Raw genomic sequence first — 16864 nt, 5'->3', positions numbered from 1 at the left:
TCGACGCTGAAGTTGCCCGGTTCACGCTCGACAAACACACACGCGAGGTTGCCGTAGGGGTCCGCCTGCGAGAGGGGTTTGGGCTTGAAGGTGAAGTTGCGCACACCTCCCACACCGCCTGGGACTGTCTCGGTGTTGTCAGGCACCAGGTTGACGCCGATCGAGTGGCCCTCGTACCTGATCGTCATGGTGGCGCTCATGTTGAAGGTGACCGGCGCGTTGCGGACGTCGATCTTGTAGCGTCCCTGGGCATCGGTCCGGGCGATGAGGTTGCTGTTGTACGCGGCGGTATTGTCTGCCACGACCTCCACCCCAGGCAGCGGCACCCCCTGCTCGTTTACCACCGTCCCCGTGATGTAACCGTAGGTGGGCGCGGGCGGCACGGGGTCGCTAGGTGGTGTGGGAGAAGGCGCGGGTGGAGTGGGTGCGGGCGGGGTAGGTGCAGGCGGGGTGGGAACTGGATCGCTGGGTGGGACGGGGTTTGAAGGGGGCATGGGATCGGGGCCGGGTGCCGGGCTGGTCGGAGGCGTAGGGTTCACCGGAGGGACAGTGCCGGTCTCCGTGCAGGCGCTGAGCGCCATGGAGAGCAGCAGTGCGACAACCATTCCCGACTTCTTCACGTGTGTCTTCATGTCTATGCTCCTTCGCTCCTTGAGCGTGGATGTAAGGTACGAGCGTGGGAATGGCTGGCAGATGTTGCACGCTCCTACCATGGGCGGTCTGAAGAACAAAGAGCACTCCATTGCGGTATGCCGGGCTTTCAGGTGATGGCATTTGGAGCGCAGCAGCATGACCCTCACGGCCGTACGGGAGAAAGCGCCCGAAGCAGAACGCATCGAAACGAACAAGTGCAGTGACACGATCAGCGCCCAGGTGGGCGTGTCACAATGGTCGTCGAAGTACCCTCACCTGGAGTATCGTCTGATCAGCGCGAAGAACACGCCCACCTCAGCCTTCAAAGCCGGCTGAATTTCAACGTGAATTATTACGCTCGGAATGACCGTGGCTGGGATGTTGAGTACACCTTCAAAATGACGCAGGCTGGACCGAAATTGCTCACGACGGGTCAGCACGACAAGTGGACAACGACCATGAAGGGCAAAGTGCTGTTCACGGAGGAGGACTCCCGCAGCACCGCGACGATCACGATGTTCTAAGCAAGAGGCGGGACAGTCTCTATCAGCCGTTCAGCTGCGGGGTGTACTCTCAACTGGCCTGATGTGACGGGCTCCCCGCTGTCGGTCGACTGACCAGCAGCGGCAGTGCTGGTTAAAAATATTCCTGGCGCAACGGTCATCTCGTACTTCATGACCCCGTGCCATGCCTTCCTTCCCTCATGGAGAATGGTGCTTCTGAAGCGGTGACCTGGAAGCCCTGCCTGGTCCACGTCGTTAGTGACTCGAAGTACGTCACCGATCCGACCCCTCCCCCGGTCAATGCTTGAGTTGTCGCCTGACACCGGTTATGTTGATTCCGACGACCGGGTTTCCCGGTGTTGGGTTGCCGTTCTTTCCCCGGAGGATCTTCCTTGACCATCTCTCTCCACTAACCCTTGGTTCTTTGCTTGTCTTGGCCTATCTGCTGAGACCCTGACCTGATGTGGAGTCGAGATGTTACAACTCAAAAATGTGTCCCATACGTTTGGTGACACGCCCGTCTTTTCGGGCATCACCCTGGATATCGGACCAGCCGAACGCCTCGCACTGATTGGTGAAAATGGCAGCGGGAAGACCACCCTGTTGCGTCTCATGGCTGGCCTCGAGCAAGCTCATTCAGGACAAGTAACCGGGCGAGCGCGCGTGGCCTACATGGCACAGCTCACAGAGCTGCACGAAACCACAGTCCTGGACGCCGTGACGCCGCCTGCACTGAAGGAAGCGCGCGTCGCGTTGGACGCCTCTGCCGCACAACTTGACCACGGCCGAGAGGACGACGCTCTGGCGTTCGTACAAGCAGAGGAGGCGTACCGCGAGGCGGGCGGCTACCTCTTTGAAGGGCTCGCCGCAGCAGTTCTGGCTGGTCTGCATCTGCACGAGGATATGGCGGCCAGTACCCTATCAGGTGGGCAAAAAAGGCGCCTGATGCTCGCTCAACTGCTGTTGAGTCCTGCGGATGTGTACCTGCTTGATGAACCCACGAACGACCTTGATGCCAACGGCGTGACCTGGCTTGAACACTGGGTTCAGGCAAGCCCAGCGGCCTTTGTGCTGGCCAGCCACGACCGGGCATTCCTGAATGCGGTGACGACCCGCACCTCAGAGCTGGAACGGGGCACCCTGACCGTGTACCCCGGCGCCTACACAGAAGCAATGACCGTCAAAGCGGCATTGAGATCGGCTCAGGAGCGAGACCATGCAGCGTATCAACGCAAACGTTCTGCCCTGCAGGAAGAGCGGCAACTGCGGCAGAGCAAAGCGCGCAGCGCGAACCAATACAACCACAAGCGGGCACGTGACGCTGACAAGCTGCTCGCCAAAGGCAAAGCGCAGAATGCTCAGAATGTGAACGCAGGGCGTGCCCGGGTGCTGGAGCGCGCCACTGCACGGTTAGATGAGGCAGCGCCCCCAAAACCGTTCGACGACCGGCGGATGATCAGTCTGAACCTGCCTGACGTAACGTCAGGACCGACGGACGTGTTGACCGTCCGCAATCTGCAAGTCGCCTGGGGAGATCAGGTCATCCTGAAGAACGTACACCTGAACGTGCGGCGAGGCGAGCGGATCGTACTGACGGGCGTCAACGGCAGTGGAAAAAGCTCCCTCCTCGCGGCCCTCGTGATGGGAACGCCCAACGCCTCCCTGCATCGCTCGGGAGAGGTCCGGTGGGGGACTGGCTTGACCCGGTACACCGCAGGTCAACTGGGTGAGGAGCTGAGGTGCACCGTGACTGTGGGTGAGGCACTCCTTGCAGCCAATCCGATGCTGACGCCACATCAATTACATGAAGTCGCGGCCCAGCTCGGGGTTCCTGGAGGCCCTGCGAATGCCGTCTCGCACCTGTCAGGTGGTCAGCGAACTCGCTTGACGCTTGCCCGCCTGGGGGTCACGCGGGCCCAGGTGCTGGTTTTGGATGAACCCACCAACCATTTGGATCTCCAGGCCATCGAGGCGTTGGAAGGACTCCTTCTGTCGTATCCAGGGACAGTGCTGCTCGCGACGCATGACCGTACGCTCATGCGGAAGGTGGCAACACGTCGGTGGCACTTGGAGAATCATCAGATCATTGACGTCTGAGCGGAAGAGTGCGAAAGCTGCGTCTTGGGAGGTCAATGCCATGGTCGGCCGTGCCAGCGACCTTTCCCTGGAGGTGAAGTATGACGAAGGGGAGCAGCGCTGGGCGTCGCTGGTAAATGAGGCGGCCGCCCACGCTCATTTCGAGCCGGACCTCTGGCCCGCGTACAAAGCGGCTTACGACGCGCACTACGCGTTCTATGAAGCTGTGCCCCGCTTCTCGAAGGCGTTCAATGAAGCGGTGACTCCTCCCGCGGATGCGAGGCTTACGTTGCGCAGATGGATGAGGCATATAACGCGTACCAGAGTGGGTTGCGGCATTTCGCCAAGGATCAGGAGCACGCGATGGCCCATCACACCGCGTTGATGGTCAAGCATCACACCGCCCTGGCGGCGCATCTTCCGGACCCAAAAGCCCGCGCGTCCAAACGCATGTTTATTGCTGCGGTGGCCAAAGGAAATTTTTACGCACATCTGGTGGAGGCAGCCAATCAGATTACGAGTCCGGTCTACGAACTGAAGTGCGACAAAGGCAACGTGCCTCAGGTGCAGCTCAAGATCGATGAGTTCACCGACCTTTCAGCTGATCCGTGCGGCGGGGTACCCACGGGCATCAAACTCAAGTCGAAAGTGCCCTCCAAGGCGATCTGGCTTGACGGGTACGGCCTAAGTTTCGGCGAGAGCTGTCAGAAGCTTGAGGTGGAGCTCTCCGCCAGTGTAGGCGTCGGGTTGTTCGCGGCAACCCATCTCGACTGGAAAGGAACCGGCACCCTGTTTTTCGGCATTAAAGGTGAACTCAAAACTCCGAAGGTCGGGCCGCTGGGTGGAAGTGCCACCGCCAAGGAGAGCATCTACATCAAGTTCAGCCGCAACGGCATCGTCGATGCCGGCCTGCGGGTGGAAGCGAAAGGCACCGCCGCTCTGGGCCAGGACGCCGTCAATGGCTTGTGGGAAGCGAAGTTTGAGCAGGAGGTGTCGCTGCAACCGTGGACTACTGGACACAGCGCTAGTTCCTCCCGCGCATGAACGCTGGAGAAATGGGCGCAGGGTGGTCCTCCTTTCTCTAGCGTCTACGCCTGGCCCTGGCGCAGTTCTCGTGTCAGGGCGCGGACTCCTGGCCGGCAACACGTCCCGGCCATCCTCCTCACCGTACGTTGAAAGCTCGGGAGGCGGCCAGATCTGCCGCCCACAAGGAGGACGAACATGATGTACGAACGGCCGGAGCCAGCCTGCTTCTTAGTGGATTGCTTGGGGTAAGCGCGGTGCTCATTCACCCGCTCACCCTCACGCACGAGCGGACAATACCTGCACACATGCTGTTGCTGCTGAGCGTGCTGCTGATCATGCTGGGGCTCCCGGCGCTGCTCACGCGGCAGGGTGAACGGGCAACCCGGGTGGGGGCCGCCGGGCTGGTGATGGTGTTTCTGGGACTCGCTTCTATGGACGTGCTGCACTCGGTGCTTGACATCTCTGCGTTGCCTGCCTTGATGAGCGATCCGGCCACCCACCACCTCGTGAGTGAGCAGGGCACCTTCGGGCAGGCCCTCAGCAAGACACCGTATATGGCGCTGACGATGATTGGTGGCCCGCCGCTGCTGCTTGGCCTGCCCGTCCTCGGGTGGTCACTGTGGCACACCCTCCCGAACCGCCTTCTTGCCGTGCCGCTCTTCGTGACTTCGGTGCTGCTGATCGCCGGCTTCGCGGTCCTGCCACTCCTGTCGCTTGGGCAGGGTACGTTGTACGTGACGCTCGAGATGCTGGGACTGACGCTGCTCCAGGTTCCCCATGATGCTGCCTCGACCCTGGCGGTCGGCAGCCCCGCCTGATCCAGCGGAACTGAAAGCCCTGTGTTCGTCACCCAATCCACCAAAGAGGGGCAACCCGGTCTCGGGCCACCCCTCGCTTCATGGTCTGGAGCCTGGGCCCTTGAGGTGGACGGTGATGGCTTCTTTGAGTGGAGTGGGGCGGTGTTCAGTCGGACACTCTCCGGAAGCGCCGCGGGCCACGGAGGGCAGGCAGCACAGGTGGCGCGCGGCGGAAACTACTTCACGATGGGAAGACGTTTGAGGGCCTGCGTGGCCAGGGCCAGAGCGACGTCGCGGCGCGCAGCGAAGCTGGCATCCACCTTGCCCAGGTTCACCGCCATCAGCATGCGGCCCCGGACGACTCGCACGCTGACGGTTTCACCCTGCTCGGAGATGAACGCGTCGTCCCCCAGACCGGTGAGCTTGCTGATATTCGTAAGCCGGCGCTCGCGGGTCATCTGCAGATTGGCAGCCAGGGCTGCGCGGGCAGTGGGGGCTGAGTCGAAGAAAGCGGTTTCGATCAGGGTGCGGACCTGCTCCAGGTGGCCTCCAGGACCGCGCGGTGACGGGATCCGGTAGGAGCAGCTTCGCCCGGCGATACCTTCCAGAGGTTTTTCGAGGGCCCGGCCGTCCGCGATGGGGAGAAAGATCGGCTGGACCACCGGAACCGACATCACCTGACACATGTGAAAGGCTGGGACCGCCGCCGGCGCCGCAGCGGCCAGGGTCAGGCCGGCGGCCAGCAGGGTGGTGGAAACCAGGCGAAAGTGGGGTTTGATGAGCGCGTGAATCGGGTGCGGGATGGTGTGCATTGGAGCCTCCTGAACCCACCCTATGGACCGGGGCATGACTGCAGGATGTTGACGGTCAGGCGTCCAATGGCTTCTGTGGACCGTTCAGGAACCAGAAAAGCCGGGCCCTCCGCATGACCGGGCCGGTCCCCATGGGAAGCCGCCTGTGTCTCTTGGAGTGCCGGCGGTGATCCGAAAATTCAGGGGAATCCGACCTGGCCCCACATGCCCGGATAAGGCCACTGTGAAGCTCACGGTGGCCACTGGAGGGGTCCCCGGGTAGCACAGACAAATTGGAGGGCGAAGTGTTGAACAGGGCGGGGGAGCAATTCCGCTGCGCGTCATCAGGGCGTCACGCTCCAGCCATGATCGACTTCGTACCCTCAGGCACCGCAAAAGGAAGCCGCGGAAAGGGGAGATGGTATGGAGCATGAACAGAACAGCGCAGTTGAACTGACCCTGGATGGACGGGTGTACGTAGTGAGGGTGTGGCGTGGTGAGCCGCAGCCAGGGATGATGGCGGGTCCTGCCTGGCATGCCACGGTGCGTGAAGGAACCACGGGCGTGCGGCGAACGTTCGGGAGCGTCGACGACTGCATCGAACACCTTTACGGAGAACTTATGCGCCGCTGAATCAGACGGCTGGGCCTGGTATCTGAGGTTGTACCGGTGTTACGCAGTTCAAACTCAGCGGCCCAAGGCTGTCTGACAGGATGGCGGGCTTCAAGCTCGGCTAGGCTGAGATACCCCAGGGTCGGGGGTCGACGTTTGCTGTTGGGTCAGCCGTTTGATTTCCTTATGTTCAGAGGTCAGCCGGGCTTCTGACGGGTGGAACGACCCATCTCGAGGTCTTTGGCGGGCCAGCTGAGCGGCTTGCTGCTTGAACTCAGCAGAATACGTCTGTCGTAGTCCCATATCTTGCCTCGTTGTCGGTATTCTCGGAGTTCCTGTCTCCGTCGACGCACAGCTGGCGCAACCTCAGCTTGGTGTCCAGGGCTACCGCATAGAGCTGCGGGGAGCGTGGAGGGGAACCGTGCAGTAATCGACACGGTCAGCGAGGCGGCGTAAGGTTGCGGCAAGCCTGGCTCGGGCGCCAGGACGCCTGAGGAGGCGTCTGACTTCTGCCTCGTAGAAGTGTTGAGTGAGGCGTTCCTCGTACACGTCGTTGGCCGGGGTATAGAGGGGGCGTGAGAGGTCGTCGTTCATGTCGTCTCCTTTCTCTCCGAGGTGGCGTGGAGGTACGGCGCGAGGTGATCGTGCAGAACTTGAAAACCCTGGTGACTCAGGCAGTAGTAAACGGAGGTGCCTTTCTTTTTGGCGCTGACGAGGCCAGCGTCGACCAGGACTTTCATGTGGTGACTGATGGTGGGTTGGCTCAGGCCGAGGGCCTGGCTGATGGTGCCGGCGAAGCATTCCCCGCGGCGTCTGGCTTCCTCCACGCGCAGGAGGAATTCGAGGATCTGTTGGCGTGTCGGGTCGGCGAGGGCGCGAAGGACGTCGTGGTGGACCGCAGGACTCATAACATCAATGTACATCTAAATAGACATTTGTCAATATAGATAGGCACTGATGCTTAGAGGAGACGGGGCCGATCTCCTCTTGCTGGCCAGTTCCCTTACTTCAGCGCGTCTTAGCTGCCAGCTGACCCTTTGCCCGCAACTGCCGGCAGAACCGAAAAATCGGCAGAACTCCTGTTCAGCGTTCAACCATTCGTGTTCAGCTGGGACAGGAAAGCGGTAAGGAGGGTCCCGAAGGCGGCCGGGTCCTCAAAGCTGGGTAGGTGGGCTGTCCCACGCATCACCTGGAGCTGAGCATGCGGCAGGTGCGCACGCAGCCGCGCGCACCGCTCCTGGGCGTGCGGGAAGTCCAGATCCCCACAGACAATCAGGGTCTGCTGCGTCAGCTCACCCAGCCGGGGCCAGGCTGGCGGCGCTGGCTGTTCTTCACCGCGTGGCGCCACGCGCAGTGCCACACCATTCATCTGAAGGAACAGGTCGCGCCGTTCACCCGTGACGCGTCCTTCCGGGCCAAGGACCCCGTCGAGCCAGATGCGCGCTTCCAGGTGATTGAGCCGGTCGATATCACCTGAGGTCTCAACCTCCTCGAGTTCCTCCAGGATAGCCTCAACCGCCTCGGGGAAGATATCCGGCGCGGGCGCACCTCCAACCGCCGGTGCAATGAGGACGAGACCATCGACCCGGTCCGGGTGGGCGAGAGCGAAGTCAATGGCAATTTTTCCACCCTGCGAGCAGCCCACCAGGGTGGCGCTGCGGACGCTAGCCGCGTCAAGCAGCGCGAGCAGGTCGCTGACCGGGGCATATGATCCGTCAGCCGGGAGGGTCTGACCGAAGCCGCGGCGGTCATATGTAACCGTGCGGTGGGTTCGTGAAAGGTCGTGAATGGTCGCGTCCCACATGCGGCGGTCCGCGACCCCCGCATGTAGGAACACGACCGGGCGACCCTCGCCCTGGAATTCACCTATCAGCATGGCCTGGCCGCTTGGCACCTGAAGTTCAGTCATGGTTGTCTCTCCTGGCCTGCGCGGTCCGCCCGCGCAGGCCAGGCCAGCCTAAATGCAGCGCCGTGGCTCCCGGATGACATTCCCCGTGTGCGGAGCAGCCGTGGAGGTACCGTGAGGTTGTGGTGGCTTGATCTGGGTGTCCGGCTGGACAGCCGCCGGGCGCGCCGGGACAAAAAGGGGAATGCCGGTGGCCCTACACCTCCGCGCGTCACTCCCCACGCAAGACCAGCGATTCCGCCTGCCGCACCAAACCCCAACTGGCAGCTAAGCTGATTGAAGCAGTGGGTCCTGACTGGCCACAGTTGCGTAGTGGTGGCCGATTGTCTGCATGGAAGCAACAGGTACTTCCTGACGGACCAGCTCAGGGGGTGTATCCCCCCTTCGCCATGACATCGTCCAGATTTTCCGCCTGGTAGCATGAGCAGGGCGAGCCGGGTAGGGTTAAGGAAATGACGCGGCATGCCGCGCCAACCATCTACCCTGACTTTCAGGAACGATGACAGACGGCTGGTGCGGCGTGCCGAACTGGCTGGGGAACCGTATGGTTCTGGGCGCGAGCTGCGCCTGGCGGTCGTGACACCACCCCATACCTGATCACCACTCTGCGTGAGGGCGACCAGGACGCTTCTCCGATGCGTGTTCATGTCCTCCGGCTTCTTCGCATCAGTGGCTGTAAACCAGGGAGGGTACTGAAGAATTTTACCGCTGCTTGGTGTGGACGGAAGTAAGGTAAAGCTGTGCGGTTAAGGCCCGGCGAGGCGGTAAACGATACGCCGGGCCCTGTCGCCACGCGGAGGGCGTCAGGATTCGAGACGGGCGGCCAGGTCACGCAGGGCGGTGGCGAGGCGCGTGCGGGGTGGGGGCCGGCGGAGGGTACGCCGGATTTCCGCATCGTGGAGCTGGCGGGCCAGGTGAGCTTCATACGCGTGGTGGTCGACATAACGGCCGAGGTAGGGATTCATGGGGTCTCCTTTGGAGTGACGTGGCACTCGACAGCAGGGCTCAGGATTTAGAAAGCATCCAATCGTGCAATGGTCAGAGCGGGGCGCTCTTGGATGGCGGAGAGGGTCGGCAGGGCAGACCTGTGATCTTGGTATGGGCTCGCTTCTTCAGGCCTGTTTGCAGCCTCACCGACGAAGCTTGGAAGGCTGACAGCCACTGCTCATACATTCCCGGTAACGCGCGTTGAGGAAGTTGACGCGCTGGACCGTCATATCCACCGCACATCCGGTGTAAATCACCTCACCCAGTCTGCTGTCCCGGCCGGTGCACTCTGAGTCACGCCGCGCCAGCCACGACCGCTGCGTTTGGCGCAGGTTCACCTGGGCAGCTGCTGGCAGGCGTTTGAGCAGCTTGCCGTACACTGCGTTCAGCTCGTCGTCTGCCTTAACCAGCACCTTGCTCAGGCAGTACACCTCGTCGAAGGTGTTGCCAGGGGTATCGCAATTGCTCTGTGCTCCTGCGGAACTCAGCAGCCCGGCGCCCACCACGAGCAGCGCAACCCTCCAGGTTTCAGGGCGGAACAGGCTGGCGGATGGTGAAAGGGGGGCGTCGCTGCACTGCATCTTCTTGCTCATAGGGTCCTCCGGACTGCGGGCGCGTCGGCTCCCGTCAACTTCTTCTCTCCAGCACCGTACGGCGGGCAACATGACTGGTGGATGACACGGGGCAGGCCCCAGTTGTCAACGCAAGATTCCGGTGCTCTTGCCGGGCGCCTGAGGGTCGAGAGCGTCGGCACTCGATATGGGCCCGCGCCTTCCGCACTGCGGGCAGGATCTTGGATGTAAGTTCCTGACGGCGCCTGGTCCACGACATGTGTGCCCGGCAATGGAATCACGCGGCAACACTGGCCAGCCATGCACCCCTTCCTACCTTGTGTTCACCGCGGCCCCGAAGCCGTAAGGAGGAAGTAAGTTCATGAAGACTCACATCATTCTGTCTGGCCTGAGCCTTGCCCTGGCCACCACCGCCTACGCCGCCAATTCGCCTGCCAAACAGCCCGCCAAGCCGGTGGTCCTGGGGACCACGCAACTCGACGGACAGAACGCCAGGCTGGGTCAGACCTTCACGGTCGGCAAGCAGCAGCCCATCAACATCACTCTGCTGAGCGCGGCCTACAGCACCAGCCGCGTCATGCTTGGCACCCAGATGGTCGTTCCAAAACCCAACGAGAAGCTCCTCGTGCTGCGCTTTACTGCGCACAACCCCACCAAATCCGACACGAGTCTTTATGGCCTGCGCTTCACAGCTGTGGACGCCAAGGACGTCAATCACGTGAGTGAAAGTGCTTTTGTACGCGCGGGCACCAGCGAAGAATTCCGGGCGTCGCTCAAGCCCGCTCAGAAAGTGGAGGTCGTGTCGGTCGTCCGGGTGCCGGCCTCTGGGGTGGTGCCGAAACTGATTGCGCAGCGGGGGGAGGGCCCCGTGGTGCGCTATGACCTGCGCGGTCAGGTCAAGGGAGTCCCTGCACCATTTGCTGATTCCAAAGACGCCAGCGGCGCGACGGCGCTGGTGGATGCGCCGGGCAAGCTGGGCACCGTGTACGCCATGGGGCAGTACGACATGAAGCTTGAAGAGGTATCGTTCTCCTCAGAACCTATGCTGGGCCGGGAGGTTCCCGCTGGCAAGCGCTACGTCCTCGCCACAGTCACGATGAAGAACGCAGGGGTGGACGCAGACAGCCCCTCTCACTACAGCTTTGATTCCGAGCTTGTAGACGCGGACGGAGAGCCCGTGCCTTTCTGGATCCTCGCCAAAGGCAACCGCCCCGAGGAGGCCATCAACCGCAGCGTCAAACCCGGTGAGGAGTACCGCGTGCGCCTCGTCTACATTGCGCCTGACAACGTGAACCTGCGCTCACTGGTGCTGCGCGAACCGAACACGCATGGCGTGGTGTTCGATCTGAAGCAGTTGAAATAAGTCCGCTTTATGTCGTCGTGCTGCCCAGGAGGAATTCTGGGCAGCACGACGATCTCGACCTTAAACCTATACCGCAGCGCGCCGACTACGGTGACTTGACCGACTGGCTGAAGAAAGCCGTGATGAACCTCGTCGAGGAAGTAAAGAGATGACCGTGCCCTCAATCCAGGCGACGGACCAGCGCAACGTGGTCTTCCTGAAACCCGGCGCGCTCGTAAATGCGTCGGGCCCGGGTGTTGTACCAGGAGGCCTTCAACATGATCTCTACCGCGCCCCTGGCCTTAGCCCACTCTTCAATGGACTGCAACAGGAACCGTCCCACGCCCAGACCCTCGGCTTCTTCGCTCACGGCCAGATCCTTGATGAACGCGCCGCGCTCCTTCGGATGCCAGTACAGCAGCGTGAAGCCCACGGGCTGACCCTGAGGGTTCTGCGCGATCAACACGGCGGAACCTTCCTCAGGCTCATGAAGGGCTTGCGTGAACAGCCCTCGGTAGCTCGCTGTCATCTCAGCTTGATTGCGCCAGGCGGGGGCAGTGGCGGTGAGGCGGGGTGCCAGGCTAAGCATGAACGGCAGGTCGTCAGGGGTGGCTTCTCTGAGGGTCAATGTCGGCATCACCTCTGGAGTGTATGGAGCGGTGGGTGATCCGGCGATGACACACCCACGACTCCGGCGTGGGTGGTGGCACAGCCTTGACGCGGTTGAAGCCTACCTCGCGCATTCCCGACCCTGATGTGCGTCAGGCGACCCGCGTCAGGTTGGGCCTAGATTTTCTGGCGGCTGAAATTGTTCTACCTGCAGGCCCTGTCTCGGCGCAGGGAAATCCGGTCGATGCACGAAACGGACTCCACAACTCAGCAACACTGCCACTCCCACGTCCAGTGCGGCCCACTCCAGCAGTCACAGATGTGCCCAGTAGCCTGACCTTCCCGCCTAACCTGAATGCCATCTGGCGCGCCATGGTCATCAATACCGAAAAGGGCCCCACGGCCCGCGTGCTGCTCAGCCGGGAGAGTTGTCGGTACCGCCGCACCGTGCAGAACGTCATCCGGTCCCTGGGCAACCCCACCACGCCGACGGGCGCCCGCCTCGCCCTCACGTTGACCGCCTGCCCGCCATACCGGCGAGCTCGCGACCTCAGCAACATGCCAAAAGGGCGGATGCAGGGGTGTGCGGCTGGACAGGCGCGTCGCCCGGACTGTGACGGTGGGTGTCATCCGCCAGCCATCGTGCTCTTTCTACCGTAGGTCCCAGAAGGCAGCGCATCAGCCAGGCTGACACTGCCCGAAGGAGTCCACCATGAAAAGCACCATTCTGACTGCCCTCACCCTGTCCCTCCTCGGCGTTGCTGCGGCCCATGCGGGCCACGACGCCACTGGCGCCCTGACCTTCAGCCTGAGCGAGCCCAGCGCTTCGAAGTTCACCGTTGCAGGCCCCGCCCAGGTGGCCCAGGGCTTCACCACGGTCATCCTGGAAAACACCAGCAAGCAGGCGTTCACGCCGGTACTCGCCCAGCTGAAGAACGGGGCCACGGACGCCCAGGTCAAGGCGGCTCTGGGCAAACTGATGCAGTCACGCGGTGAGGACATGAGCGCCATCCTGAACCTTGCTGACTTCGTGGGCGGCACTGCCAGCCTGGCGCCCGGCGCCACCTTCGAGTACGGCACCAGCCTGCGCAGCGGCAAATACGTCCTGTTCGGCTTCGGGGCCACGGAAGAAGGCAAGCCTTTTTATGACCTGGGGCAATACAAGACCTTTACCGTCACCACGGCCAAGAACGGTGCGGCCGTGCCCAAGGCCGACGTGAAGGCCACGCTCAAGGACTTCAAGGTGGAACTTCCCAAGACCGTGAAGGCCGGCAAGCAGCTGTGGGAAATTTCCAATGCCGGTCAGGAGACCCACCACCTGATGCTGATGCGCCTCAACGACGGCAAGACCATGAAGGATGTGGAAGCCTTTTTCAAGGCTCCGGATCCCAGCCAGGCGGGCGCCCCTCCCTTCGAAGATGTGGGCGGACTCGAAACCCTCTCCAAGGGACGCAAGGCCTTTACGAGCTTCGACCTGAAGCCGGGTGAGTACCTCGTGGTGTGCTTCCTGCCCAGCGCCAAACAGCACGCCCCCCACTTCGCGCTCGGGATGATCAGCACGGTCAGCGTCAAGTAACGCCCTGCGCCGGCACCCAACCACGCTTTCATCTGCTGGAGTGCCCGAGTCAGTGTTCGGGCACTCCAGCATTCTTGCCAGATAGCCCTGGCATCCGTGGGAACAGACCGTGTCCCGTTTCTCAGCCGCATTCGCGCGGCCCGTTCCGTACCATGCAGCCCACCCGGGTAGAAAAGGAAGCTTATGTCTGTACTCCACTTTATTCGTGTCTGCCTCGTCGTCCTCCTGGCTGGCGCATGGGGAAAAGCAGTGGCAGGGAACGCTCAGTCCCGCGCGCAGCTGATTGATGCCTTTCTGGCTGCGCCTACCGGAACTGTGCCTGTGACGCAGTTCACTGGGGAGACCCGGGAGGTCACGCTGGAAGTTCGCGACATCGAAGCGGAGATCGCGCCTGGAGTCAAGGTCAGGCAGTGGGCTTTCGGACTGCCAGGGAAGCCGGCCAGCGTGCCCGGCCCCGAACTGCGCTTCAAAGTCGGAGACCTCGTAAGAATCACCCTGAGCAACACCAGTGCCAGGGCACATAGCATTCATCTGCACGGCATCACCAGCCTGGCCCAGAGCATGGACGGCGTACCACATGCCAGCCTCGCGGTTCTGCCGGGTGAAAAGTACACCTACACTTTTGTCGCTACTGAGGCTGGCACCCACATGTACCACTGCCACGTGGAAACCAACCTTCACCTCGATATGGGCATGTACGGGACACTGATCGTGGAGCCCAGAGATGGGCAGAGGGTGTGGAAGCAGGACCACGTGTTGATGCTCGACGAATGGGACAGCCGACAAGATCCGGATCAGCTGCCCCACCGGGCTACGCCGAATTATTTCCTGGCCAACGGCAAGTCGTATCCTCTAATTCCAGACCTGAAGATCCCTCAGGGCGAAGTGCACCTGATTCGGTTACTGAACATCGGCGGCGCGGTGCACAGCATGCACCTTCACGGGACCCACTTCCTGGTTGTGGCCAAGGATGGACAGGACCTGCCCCACCCGTACAAAGCAGACACGATCCTGCTGGGTCCTGGAGAACGTTACGACCTGCTGGTCAAGGGCCGCGACGGCTCGTTTCCACTTCACGACCACATTCCTCAGCATGGCACGAACGACGGGGTAGACCCAGGAGGCATGCACCTGATGGTCGTGGGGGGACCGGAACTGCGGGCCGATGGCACGCCCGTTCCCGGTCCAGCCCCCCATCACCACCACGCCACGGTTTCCAGGCCTGACGTGCCGGCAGCGAGCGGGACGGTCGAGGTGGCCATGACCGGATTTGTGTTTAAGGGATCGCCAGTTCGCGTGAAGGCGGGTACCAAAGTGGTGTGGGTCAATAACGATATCGCGGCCCACACCGTTACGATTGACGGACCTGAGCGGGGGTCATCGCTCCCACTGCGGAAAGGAGGCCGGTTCGCCACGACCTTCAGAACCCCAGGCACCTATCGCGTGGGGTGCGTGCAGCACCCTTTCATGACCGCTGTCATCATTGTGGAACCGTGAACCTCCTGTTGCTTTCCCGTAGTCCAGGCCGACCGGAACATTTGCTGGTCTGAACCCCAGGAAAAACAGGCTTGGAGGATGCACCGTCAGGCCGGTTTTCGTTTTTCAACTTGCTCTGGCGCCAGGAGAAACAGGAATGCATTTGTTCACCCGGTCATCTCGCGAGTTTTTATTCACTGCCCATCGCCTGAGCGCTCAGGAGGCCGTATGACTGTCCCGGAACTTCTTGACGTTCCTGCCGTTATCACGACCGAGAGGTTAATTCTCCGTTGCCCGGCGCCAGGAGACGGACAGGCGTGGTCGGAGGCAGTTCAGGCTTCGCTTCCTGAGTTGCGGCCATGGATGGAGTGGGCCCACCAGACGCCACTTGACGCTCAGAAGTACGAGGTGGCAGCGCGTCGTGCCCAGGCAGACTTCCTGCAGCGCAGGGACCTGGTCTTTCTGATCACCGACCGTCACTCTGGCGCTGTGCTGGGCTCCTGTGGGATTCACCGCATTCACTGGGCACTTCCAAAAGGCGACATAGGCTATTTTCTCGACTCACGTCATGTCGGGCGCGGTCTAGTCACTGAGGCTGTGGCCGCGCTCACGGCACTGGCCCTGGGGCCCCTGGCCTTCCAGCGGATCGAGATCCGCTGCGATGTCCGCAATGAACGGAGCAGTGCAGTGGCCCGCCGGCTCGGTTATGCCCTGGAGGGCACGCTCCGACATGACCGGCGATGGGCAGATGACCCAGCACGGCTTTCCGACACGCTGCTGTTCGCCCAGGTCAGGCGCGACTCATTCTGTATCTGAAGACTGGGCCATCATGCGACCCGCCTTGATATGTAGATGCTCGCCGTACCATCAACGGCGTGACACTCGCACTCTGGCATCGGCTGCTGCCCAGTCATCCACGCCATGAGGTGATTCGAGCCTGGCCACTTCAGGGCGGCGTATCGGCACTGGTCACCGCTGTGGAACTCCGTTCCCCGAGTGGTCAGGTCAGGACGGTGGTGGTGCGCCAGTACGGCAGGATCGACAGTACGCGCAACCCGCACGTCGCTCGGGACGAATTCAGGCTGCTGGAGCTGCTTCGTACAGCAGGACTCGCTGTGCCTGAACCTATGGCCTTCGACGACACAGCAAGCGTCGTGCCGGCTCACATCCTCGTCACCGGGTTTGTTCAGGGAACGACCGAGATCAAGCGGCCAGATGTTCCGCGGGCTGTCGCCGACCTCGCGGCGTTTCTCCTTGAGGTGCATCAGCGTGTTCAGCGAACGACTGCCACGACCTTTCTTCCCAGGAAGGTGAACCTGTCTGAGTGGCCGGGTACGCCTGACGACACACTCTCGGAATCGATGATCCGCCGAGTCCTTGACCCACACTGGCCGCCTCCGCTGAATGATCCGTGCATCGTGCATGGAGACGTGGGGCCAGGAAATCTCCTCTGGCGCGGGAACCAGTTGGCTGCGGTGATCGATTGGGAAGACGCCGGGATCAGTGATCCTCTTCTGGACGTGGGAAACGCGCGCCTCGAACTGCTGTTCGCGTTCGGAAGTGAAGTCATGGACATCTTCACTGAGGCGTACCGAGTCCGTTCAGAGCGCGACTTCAGCGCGTTACCGCTCTGGGACCTGTACGCGGCGTTACGGCCTGCGGGACGCCTGCACACGTGGGGCTTGCAGCCTGAGGCCGAACAGCGAATGCGGACGCGTCACCGCTCGTTCGTCGAGCAGGCACACGCCCATTTTCACTGAGCAGGCTGAAGGAGTGTTTGCCATGAGGTGGCTGCGTTCTGCTCTCAAACTACGAGAAGGCCGTATTTGCATAGGGTTCTTGGCAGCCCCTAGCTTTTCGGCATGCGGACTTCGAGGAACATGTTGGGCTTGAGGGACTGGTAATCCCAGGTAAAGCCACCGGTGTAGCTCATGCCCCACTCGTAGGTGTCCATCCCC

General features: G+C 61.9%; 20 protein-coding genes. 12 read left to right on the top strand and 8 right to left on the bottom strand.

What is annotated here, in order from left to right:
* Positions 1 to 632, bottom strand: a 632-nt coding sequence (locus tag IEY49_RS20320) for a carboxypeptidase-like regulatory domain-containing protein (RefSeq protein WP_189012106.1), incomplete at its 3' end; no start/stop codon positions are given.
* A gap of 157 nt (positions 633 to 789) precedes the next feature.
* Between IEY49_RS20320 and IEY49_RS20315 the strand changes: the two genes are divergently transcribed.
* From IEY49_RS20315 to IEY49_RS20300, 5 genes are all read left to right on the top strand, one after another.
* On the top strand, positions 790 to 969 hold the full coding sequence (locus tag IEY49_RS20315) for a hypothetical protein (RefSeq protein ID WP_189012105.1): 180 nt from the start codon (positions 790 to 792) through the stop codon (positions 967 to 969).
* Positions 970 to 1031: 62 nt separating this feature from the next.
* Positions 1032 to 1157 (top strand): hypothetical protein, encoded by a 126-nt coding sequence (locus IEY49_RS21780; RefSeq protein WP_268239115.1) that lies wholly within the window; start codon positions 1032 to 1034, stop codon positions 1155 to 1157.
* Between the two features lie 453 nt (positions 1158 to 1610).
* Positions 1611 to 3233, top strand: a complete 1623-nt coding sequence (locus IEY49_RS20310; RefSeq protein ID WP_189012104.1) for an ABC-F family ATP-binding cassette domain-containing protein — start codon at positions 1611 to 1613, stop codon at positions 3231 to 3233.
* Between the two features lie 276 nt (positions 3234 to 3509).
* Positions 3510 to 4256: a hypothetical protein gene (locus IEY49_RS20305; protein WP_189012103.1), complete on the top strand. Its 747-nt coding sequence runs from the start codon at positions 3510 to 3512 to the stop codon at positions 4254 to 4256.
* Between the two features lie 287 nt (positions 4257 to 4543).
* Positions 4544 to 5056 carry a hypothetical protein gene (locus IEY49_RS20300; RefSeq protein ID WP_189012102.1) on the top strand — a complete coding sequence of 171 codons (513 nt, stop codon included), beginning with the start codon at positions 4544 to 4546 and terminating at the stop codon, positions 5054 to 5056.
* Between the two features lie 215 nt (positions 5057 to 5271).
* Here the strand turns inward: IEY49_RS20300 and IEY49_RS20295 are convergent, their stop codons facing one another.
* Entirely contained in the window at positions 5272 to 5847 is a 576-nt protein-coding gene (locus IEY49_RS20295; RefSeq protein ID WP_189012100.1) for a hypothetical protein, read from the bottom strand.
* Positions 5848 to 6249: 402 nt separating this feature from the next.
* Here IEY49_RS20295 and IEY49_RS20290 point away from each other — a divergent pair, with 402 nt between their 5' ends.
* Positions 6250 to 6459 (top strand): hypothetical protein, encoded by a 210-nt coding sequence (locus IEY49_RS20290; RefSeq protein WP_189012099.1) that lies wholly within the window; start codon positions 6250 to 6252, stop codon positions 6457 to 6459.
* Between the two features lie 363 nt (positions 6460 to 6822).
* Here the strand turns inward: IEY49_RS20290 and IEY49_RS20285 are convergent, their stop codons facing one another.
* The 5 genes from IEY49_RS20285 to IEY49_RS20265 form a co-directional block, all read right to left on the bottom strand.
* Entirely contained in the window at positions 6823 to 7032 is a 210-nt protein-coding gene (locus tag IEY49_RS20285; protein WP_189012098.1) for a hypothetical protein, read from the bottom strand.
* Positions 7029 to 7346, bottom strand: coding sequence for an ArsR/SmtB family transcription factor (locus IEY49_RS20280; protein WP_229780948.1), 318 nt, complete (start codon positions 7344 to 7346; stop codon positions 7029 to 7031). The genes IEY49_RS20285 and IEY49_RS20280 overlap by 4 nt, the downstream gene beginning before the upstream one ends.
* Before the next feature lie 182 nt (positions 7347 to 7528).
* A complete protein-coding gene (locus IEY49_RS20275; protein WP_189012096.1) occupies positions 7529 to 8347 on the bottom strand; it encodes an alpha/beta fold hydrolase in 819 nt (272 codons plus the stop codon).
* A gap of 800 nt (positions 8348 to 9147) precedes the next feature.
* The gene (locus IEY49_RS20270; RefSeq protein WP_189012095.1) at positions 9148 to 9309 is read right to left on the bottom strand and encodes a hypothetical protein; all 162 of its coding nucleotides are present in this window, start codon (positions 9307 to 9309) and stop codon (positions 9148 to 9150) included.
* Positions 9310 to 9474: 165 nt separating this feature from the next.
* Positions 9475 to 9924, bottom strand: a complete 450-nt coding sequence (locus tag IEY49_RS20265; protein ID WP_229780947.1) for a lysozyme inhibitor LprI family protein — start codon at positions 9922 to 9924, stop codon at positions 9475 to 9477.
* A gap of 340 nt (positions 9925 to 10264) precedes the next feature.
* Here IEY49_RS20265 and IEY49_RS20260 point away from each other — a divergent pair, with 340 nt between their 5' ends.
* Positions 10265 to 11266: a DUF4352 domain-containing protein gene (locus IEY49_RS20260; RefSeq protein WP_189012094.1), complete on the top strand. Its 1002-nt coding sequence runs from the start codon at positions 10265 to 10267 to the stop codon at positions 11264 to 11266.
* A gap of 160 nt (positions 11267 to 11426) precedes the next feature.
* Here IEY49_RS20260 and IEY49_RS20255 read toward each other — a convergent pair whose 3' ends face one another.
* Positions 11427 to 11882 carry a GNAT family N-acetyltransferase gene (locus IEY49_RS20255; protein ID WP_189012092.1) on the bottom strand — a complete coding sequence of 152 codons (456 nt, stop codon included), beginning with the start codon at positions 11880 to 11882 and terminating at the stop codon, positions 11427 to 11429.
* Positions 11883 to 12175: 293 nt separating this feature from the next.
* Between IEY49_RS20255 and IEY49_RS20250 the strand changes: the two genes are divergently transcribed.
* The 5 genes from IEY49_RS20250 (at position 12176) to IEY49_RS20230 (ending at position 16666) form a co-directional block, all read left to right on the top strand.
* The gene (locus tag IEY49_RS20250) at positions 12176 to 12514 is read left to right on the top strand and encodes a RusA family crossover junction endodeoxyribonuclease (RefSeq protein ID WP_189012090.1); all 339 of its coding nucleotides are present in this window, start codon (positions 12176 to 12178) and stop codon (positions 12512 to 12514) included.
* A gap of 52 nt (positions 12515 to 12566) precedes the next feature.
* Positions 12567 to 13430 carry a hypothetical protein gene (locus IEY49_RS20245; protein ID WP_189012088.1) on the top strand — a complete coding sequence of 288 codons (864 nt, stop codon included), beginning with the start codon at positions 12567 to 12569 and terminating at the stop codon, positions 13428 to 13430.
* Positions 13431 to 13679: 249 nt separating this feature from the next.
* Positions 13680 to 14927, top strand: a complete 1248-nt coding sequence (locus IEY49_RS20240) for a multicopper oxidase domain-containing protein (RefSeq protein WP_189012086.1) — start codon at positions 13680 to 13682, stop codon at positions 14925 to 14927.
* Between the two features lie 207 nt (positions 14928 to 15134).
* Complete coding sequence (locus tag IEY49_RS20235) at positions 15135 to 15722, top strand: GNAT family N-acetyltransferase (protein WP_189012084.1); 588 nt, start codon at positions 15135 to 15137, stop codon at positions 15720 to 15722.
* A 59-nt stretch (positions 15723 to 15781) separates the two neighbouring features.
* Positions 15782 to 16666, top strand: coding sequence for a phosphotransferase family protein (locus IEY49_RS20230; protein ID WP_189012082.1), 885 nt, complete (start codon positions 15782 to 15784; stop codon positions 16664 to 16666).
* The last annotated feature ends 198 nt before the right edge of the window (positions 16667 to 16864 follow it).

The organism is Deinococcus malanensis (assembly GCF_014647655.1).
In the GTDB taxonomy this organism is placed as follows: Bacteria; Deinococcota; Deinococci; order Deinococcales; family Deinococcaceae; genus Deinococcus; species Deinococcus malanensis.
Note: the sequence above shows the minus strand (reverse complement) of the source record. Positions and strands in the feature narration are given on the sequence as shown.

Excerpts from the sequence above, each read along its gene's own strand:
- IEY49_RS20300 (WP_189012102.1), top strand. The coding sequence starts at position 4,544 with ATGCTGTTGCTGCTGAGCGTGCTGCTGATCATGCTGGGGCTCCCGGCG.
- IEY49_RS20285 (WP_189012098.1), bottom strand. The coding sequence starts at position 7,032 with ATGAACGACGACCTCTCACGCCCCCTCTATACCCCGGCCAACGACGTG.
- IEY49_RS20235 (WP_189012084.1), top strand. The coding sequence starts at position 15,135 with ATGACTGTCCCGGAACTTCTTGACGTTCCTGCCGTTATCACGACCGAG.
- IEY49_RS20310 (WP_189012104.1), top strand. The coding sequence starts at position 1,611 with ATGTTACAACTCAAAAATGTGTCCCATACGTTTGGTGACACGCCCGTC.
- IEY49_RS20255 (WP_189012092.1), bottom strand. The coding sequence starts at position 11,882 with ATGCCGACATTGACCCTCAGAGAAGCCACCCCTGACGACCTGCCGTTC.
- IEY49_RS20295 (WP_189012100.1), bottom strand. The coding sequence starts at position 5,847 with ATGCACACCATCCCGCACCCGATTCACGCGCTCATCAAACCCCACTTT.
- IEY49_RS20245 (WP_189012088.1), top strand. The coding sequence starts at position 12,567 with ATGAAAAGCACCATTCTGACTGCCCTCACCCTGTCCCTCCTCGGCGTT.
- IEY49_RS20265 (WP_229780947.1), bottom strand. The coding sequence starts at position 9,924 with ATGAGCAAGAAGATGCAGTGCAGCGACGCCCCCCTTTCACCATCCGCC.
- IEY49_RS20280 (WP_229780948.1), bottom strand. The coding sequence starts at position 7,346 with ATGAGTCCTGCGGTCCACCACGACGTCCTTCGCGCCCTCGCCGACCCG.
- IEY49_RS20290 (WP_189012099.1), top strand. The coding sequence starts at position 6,250 with ATGGAGCATGAACAGAACAGCGCAGTTGAACTGACCCTGGATGGACGG.
- IEY49_RS20270 (WP_189012095.1), bottom strand. The coding sequence starts at position 9,309 with ATGAATCCCTACCTCGGCCGTTATGTCGACCACCACGCGTATGAAGCT.
- IEY49_RS20275 (WP_189012096.1), bottom strand. The coding sequence starts at position 8,347 with ATGACTGAACTTCAGGTGCCAAGCGGCCAGGCCATGCTGATAGGTGAA.
- IEY49_RS21780 (WP_268239115.1), top strand. The coding sequence starts at position 1,032 with ATGACGCAGGCTGGACCGAAATTGCTCACGACGGGTCAGCACGACAAG.
- IEY49_RS20315 (WP_189012105.1), top strand. The coding sequence starts at position 790 with ATGACCCTCACGGCCGTACGGGAGAAAGCGCCCGAAGCAGAACGCATC.
- IEY49_RS20260 (WP_189012094.1), top strand. The coding sequence starts at position 10,265 with ATGAAGACTCACATCATTCTGTCTGGCCTGAGCCTTGCCCTGGCCACC.
- IEY49_RS20305 (WP_189012103.1), top strand. The coding sequence starts at position 3,510 with ATGGATGAGGCATATAACGCGTACCAGAGTGGGTTGCGGCATTTCGCC.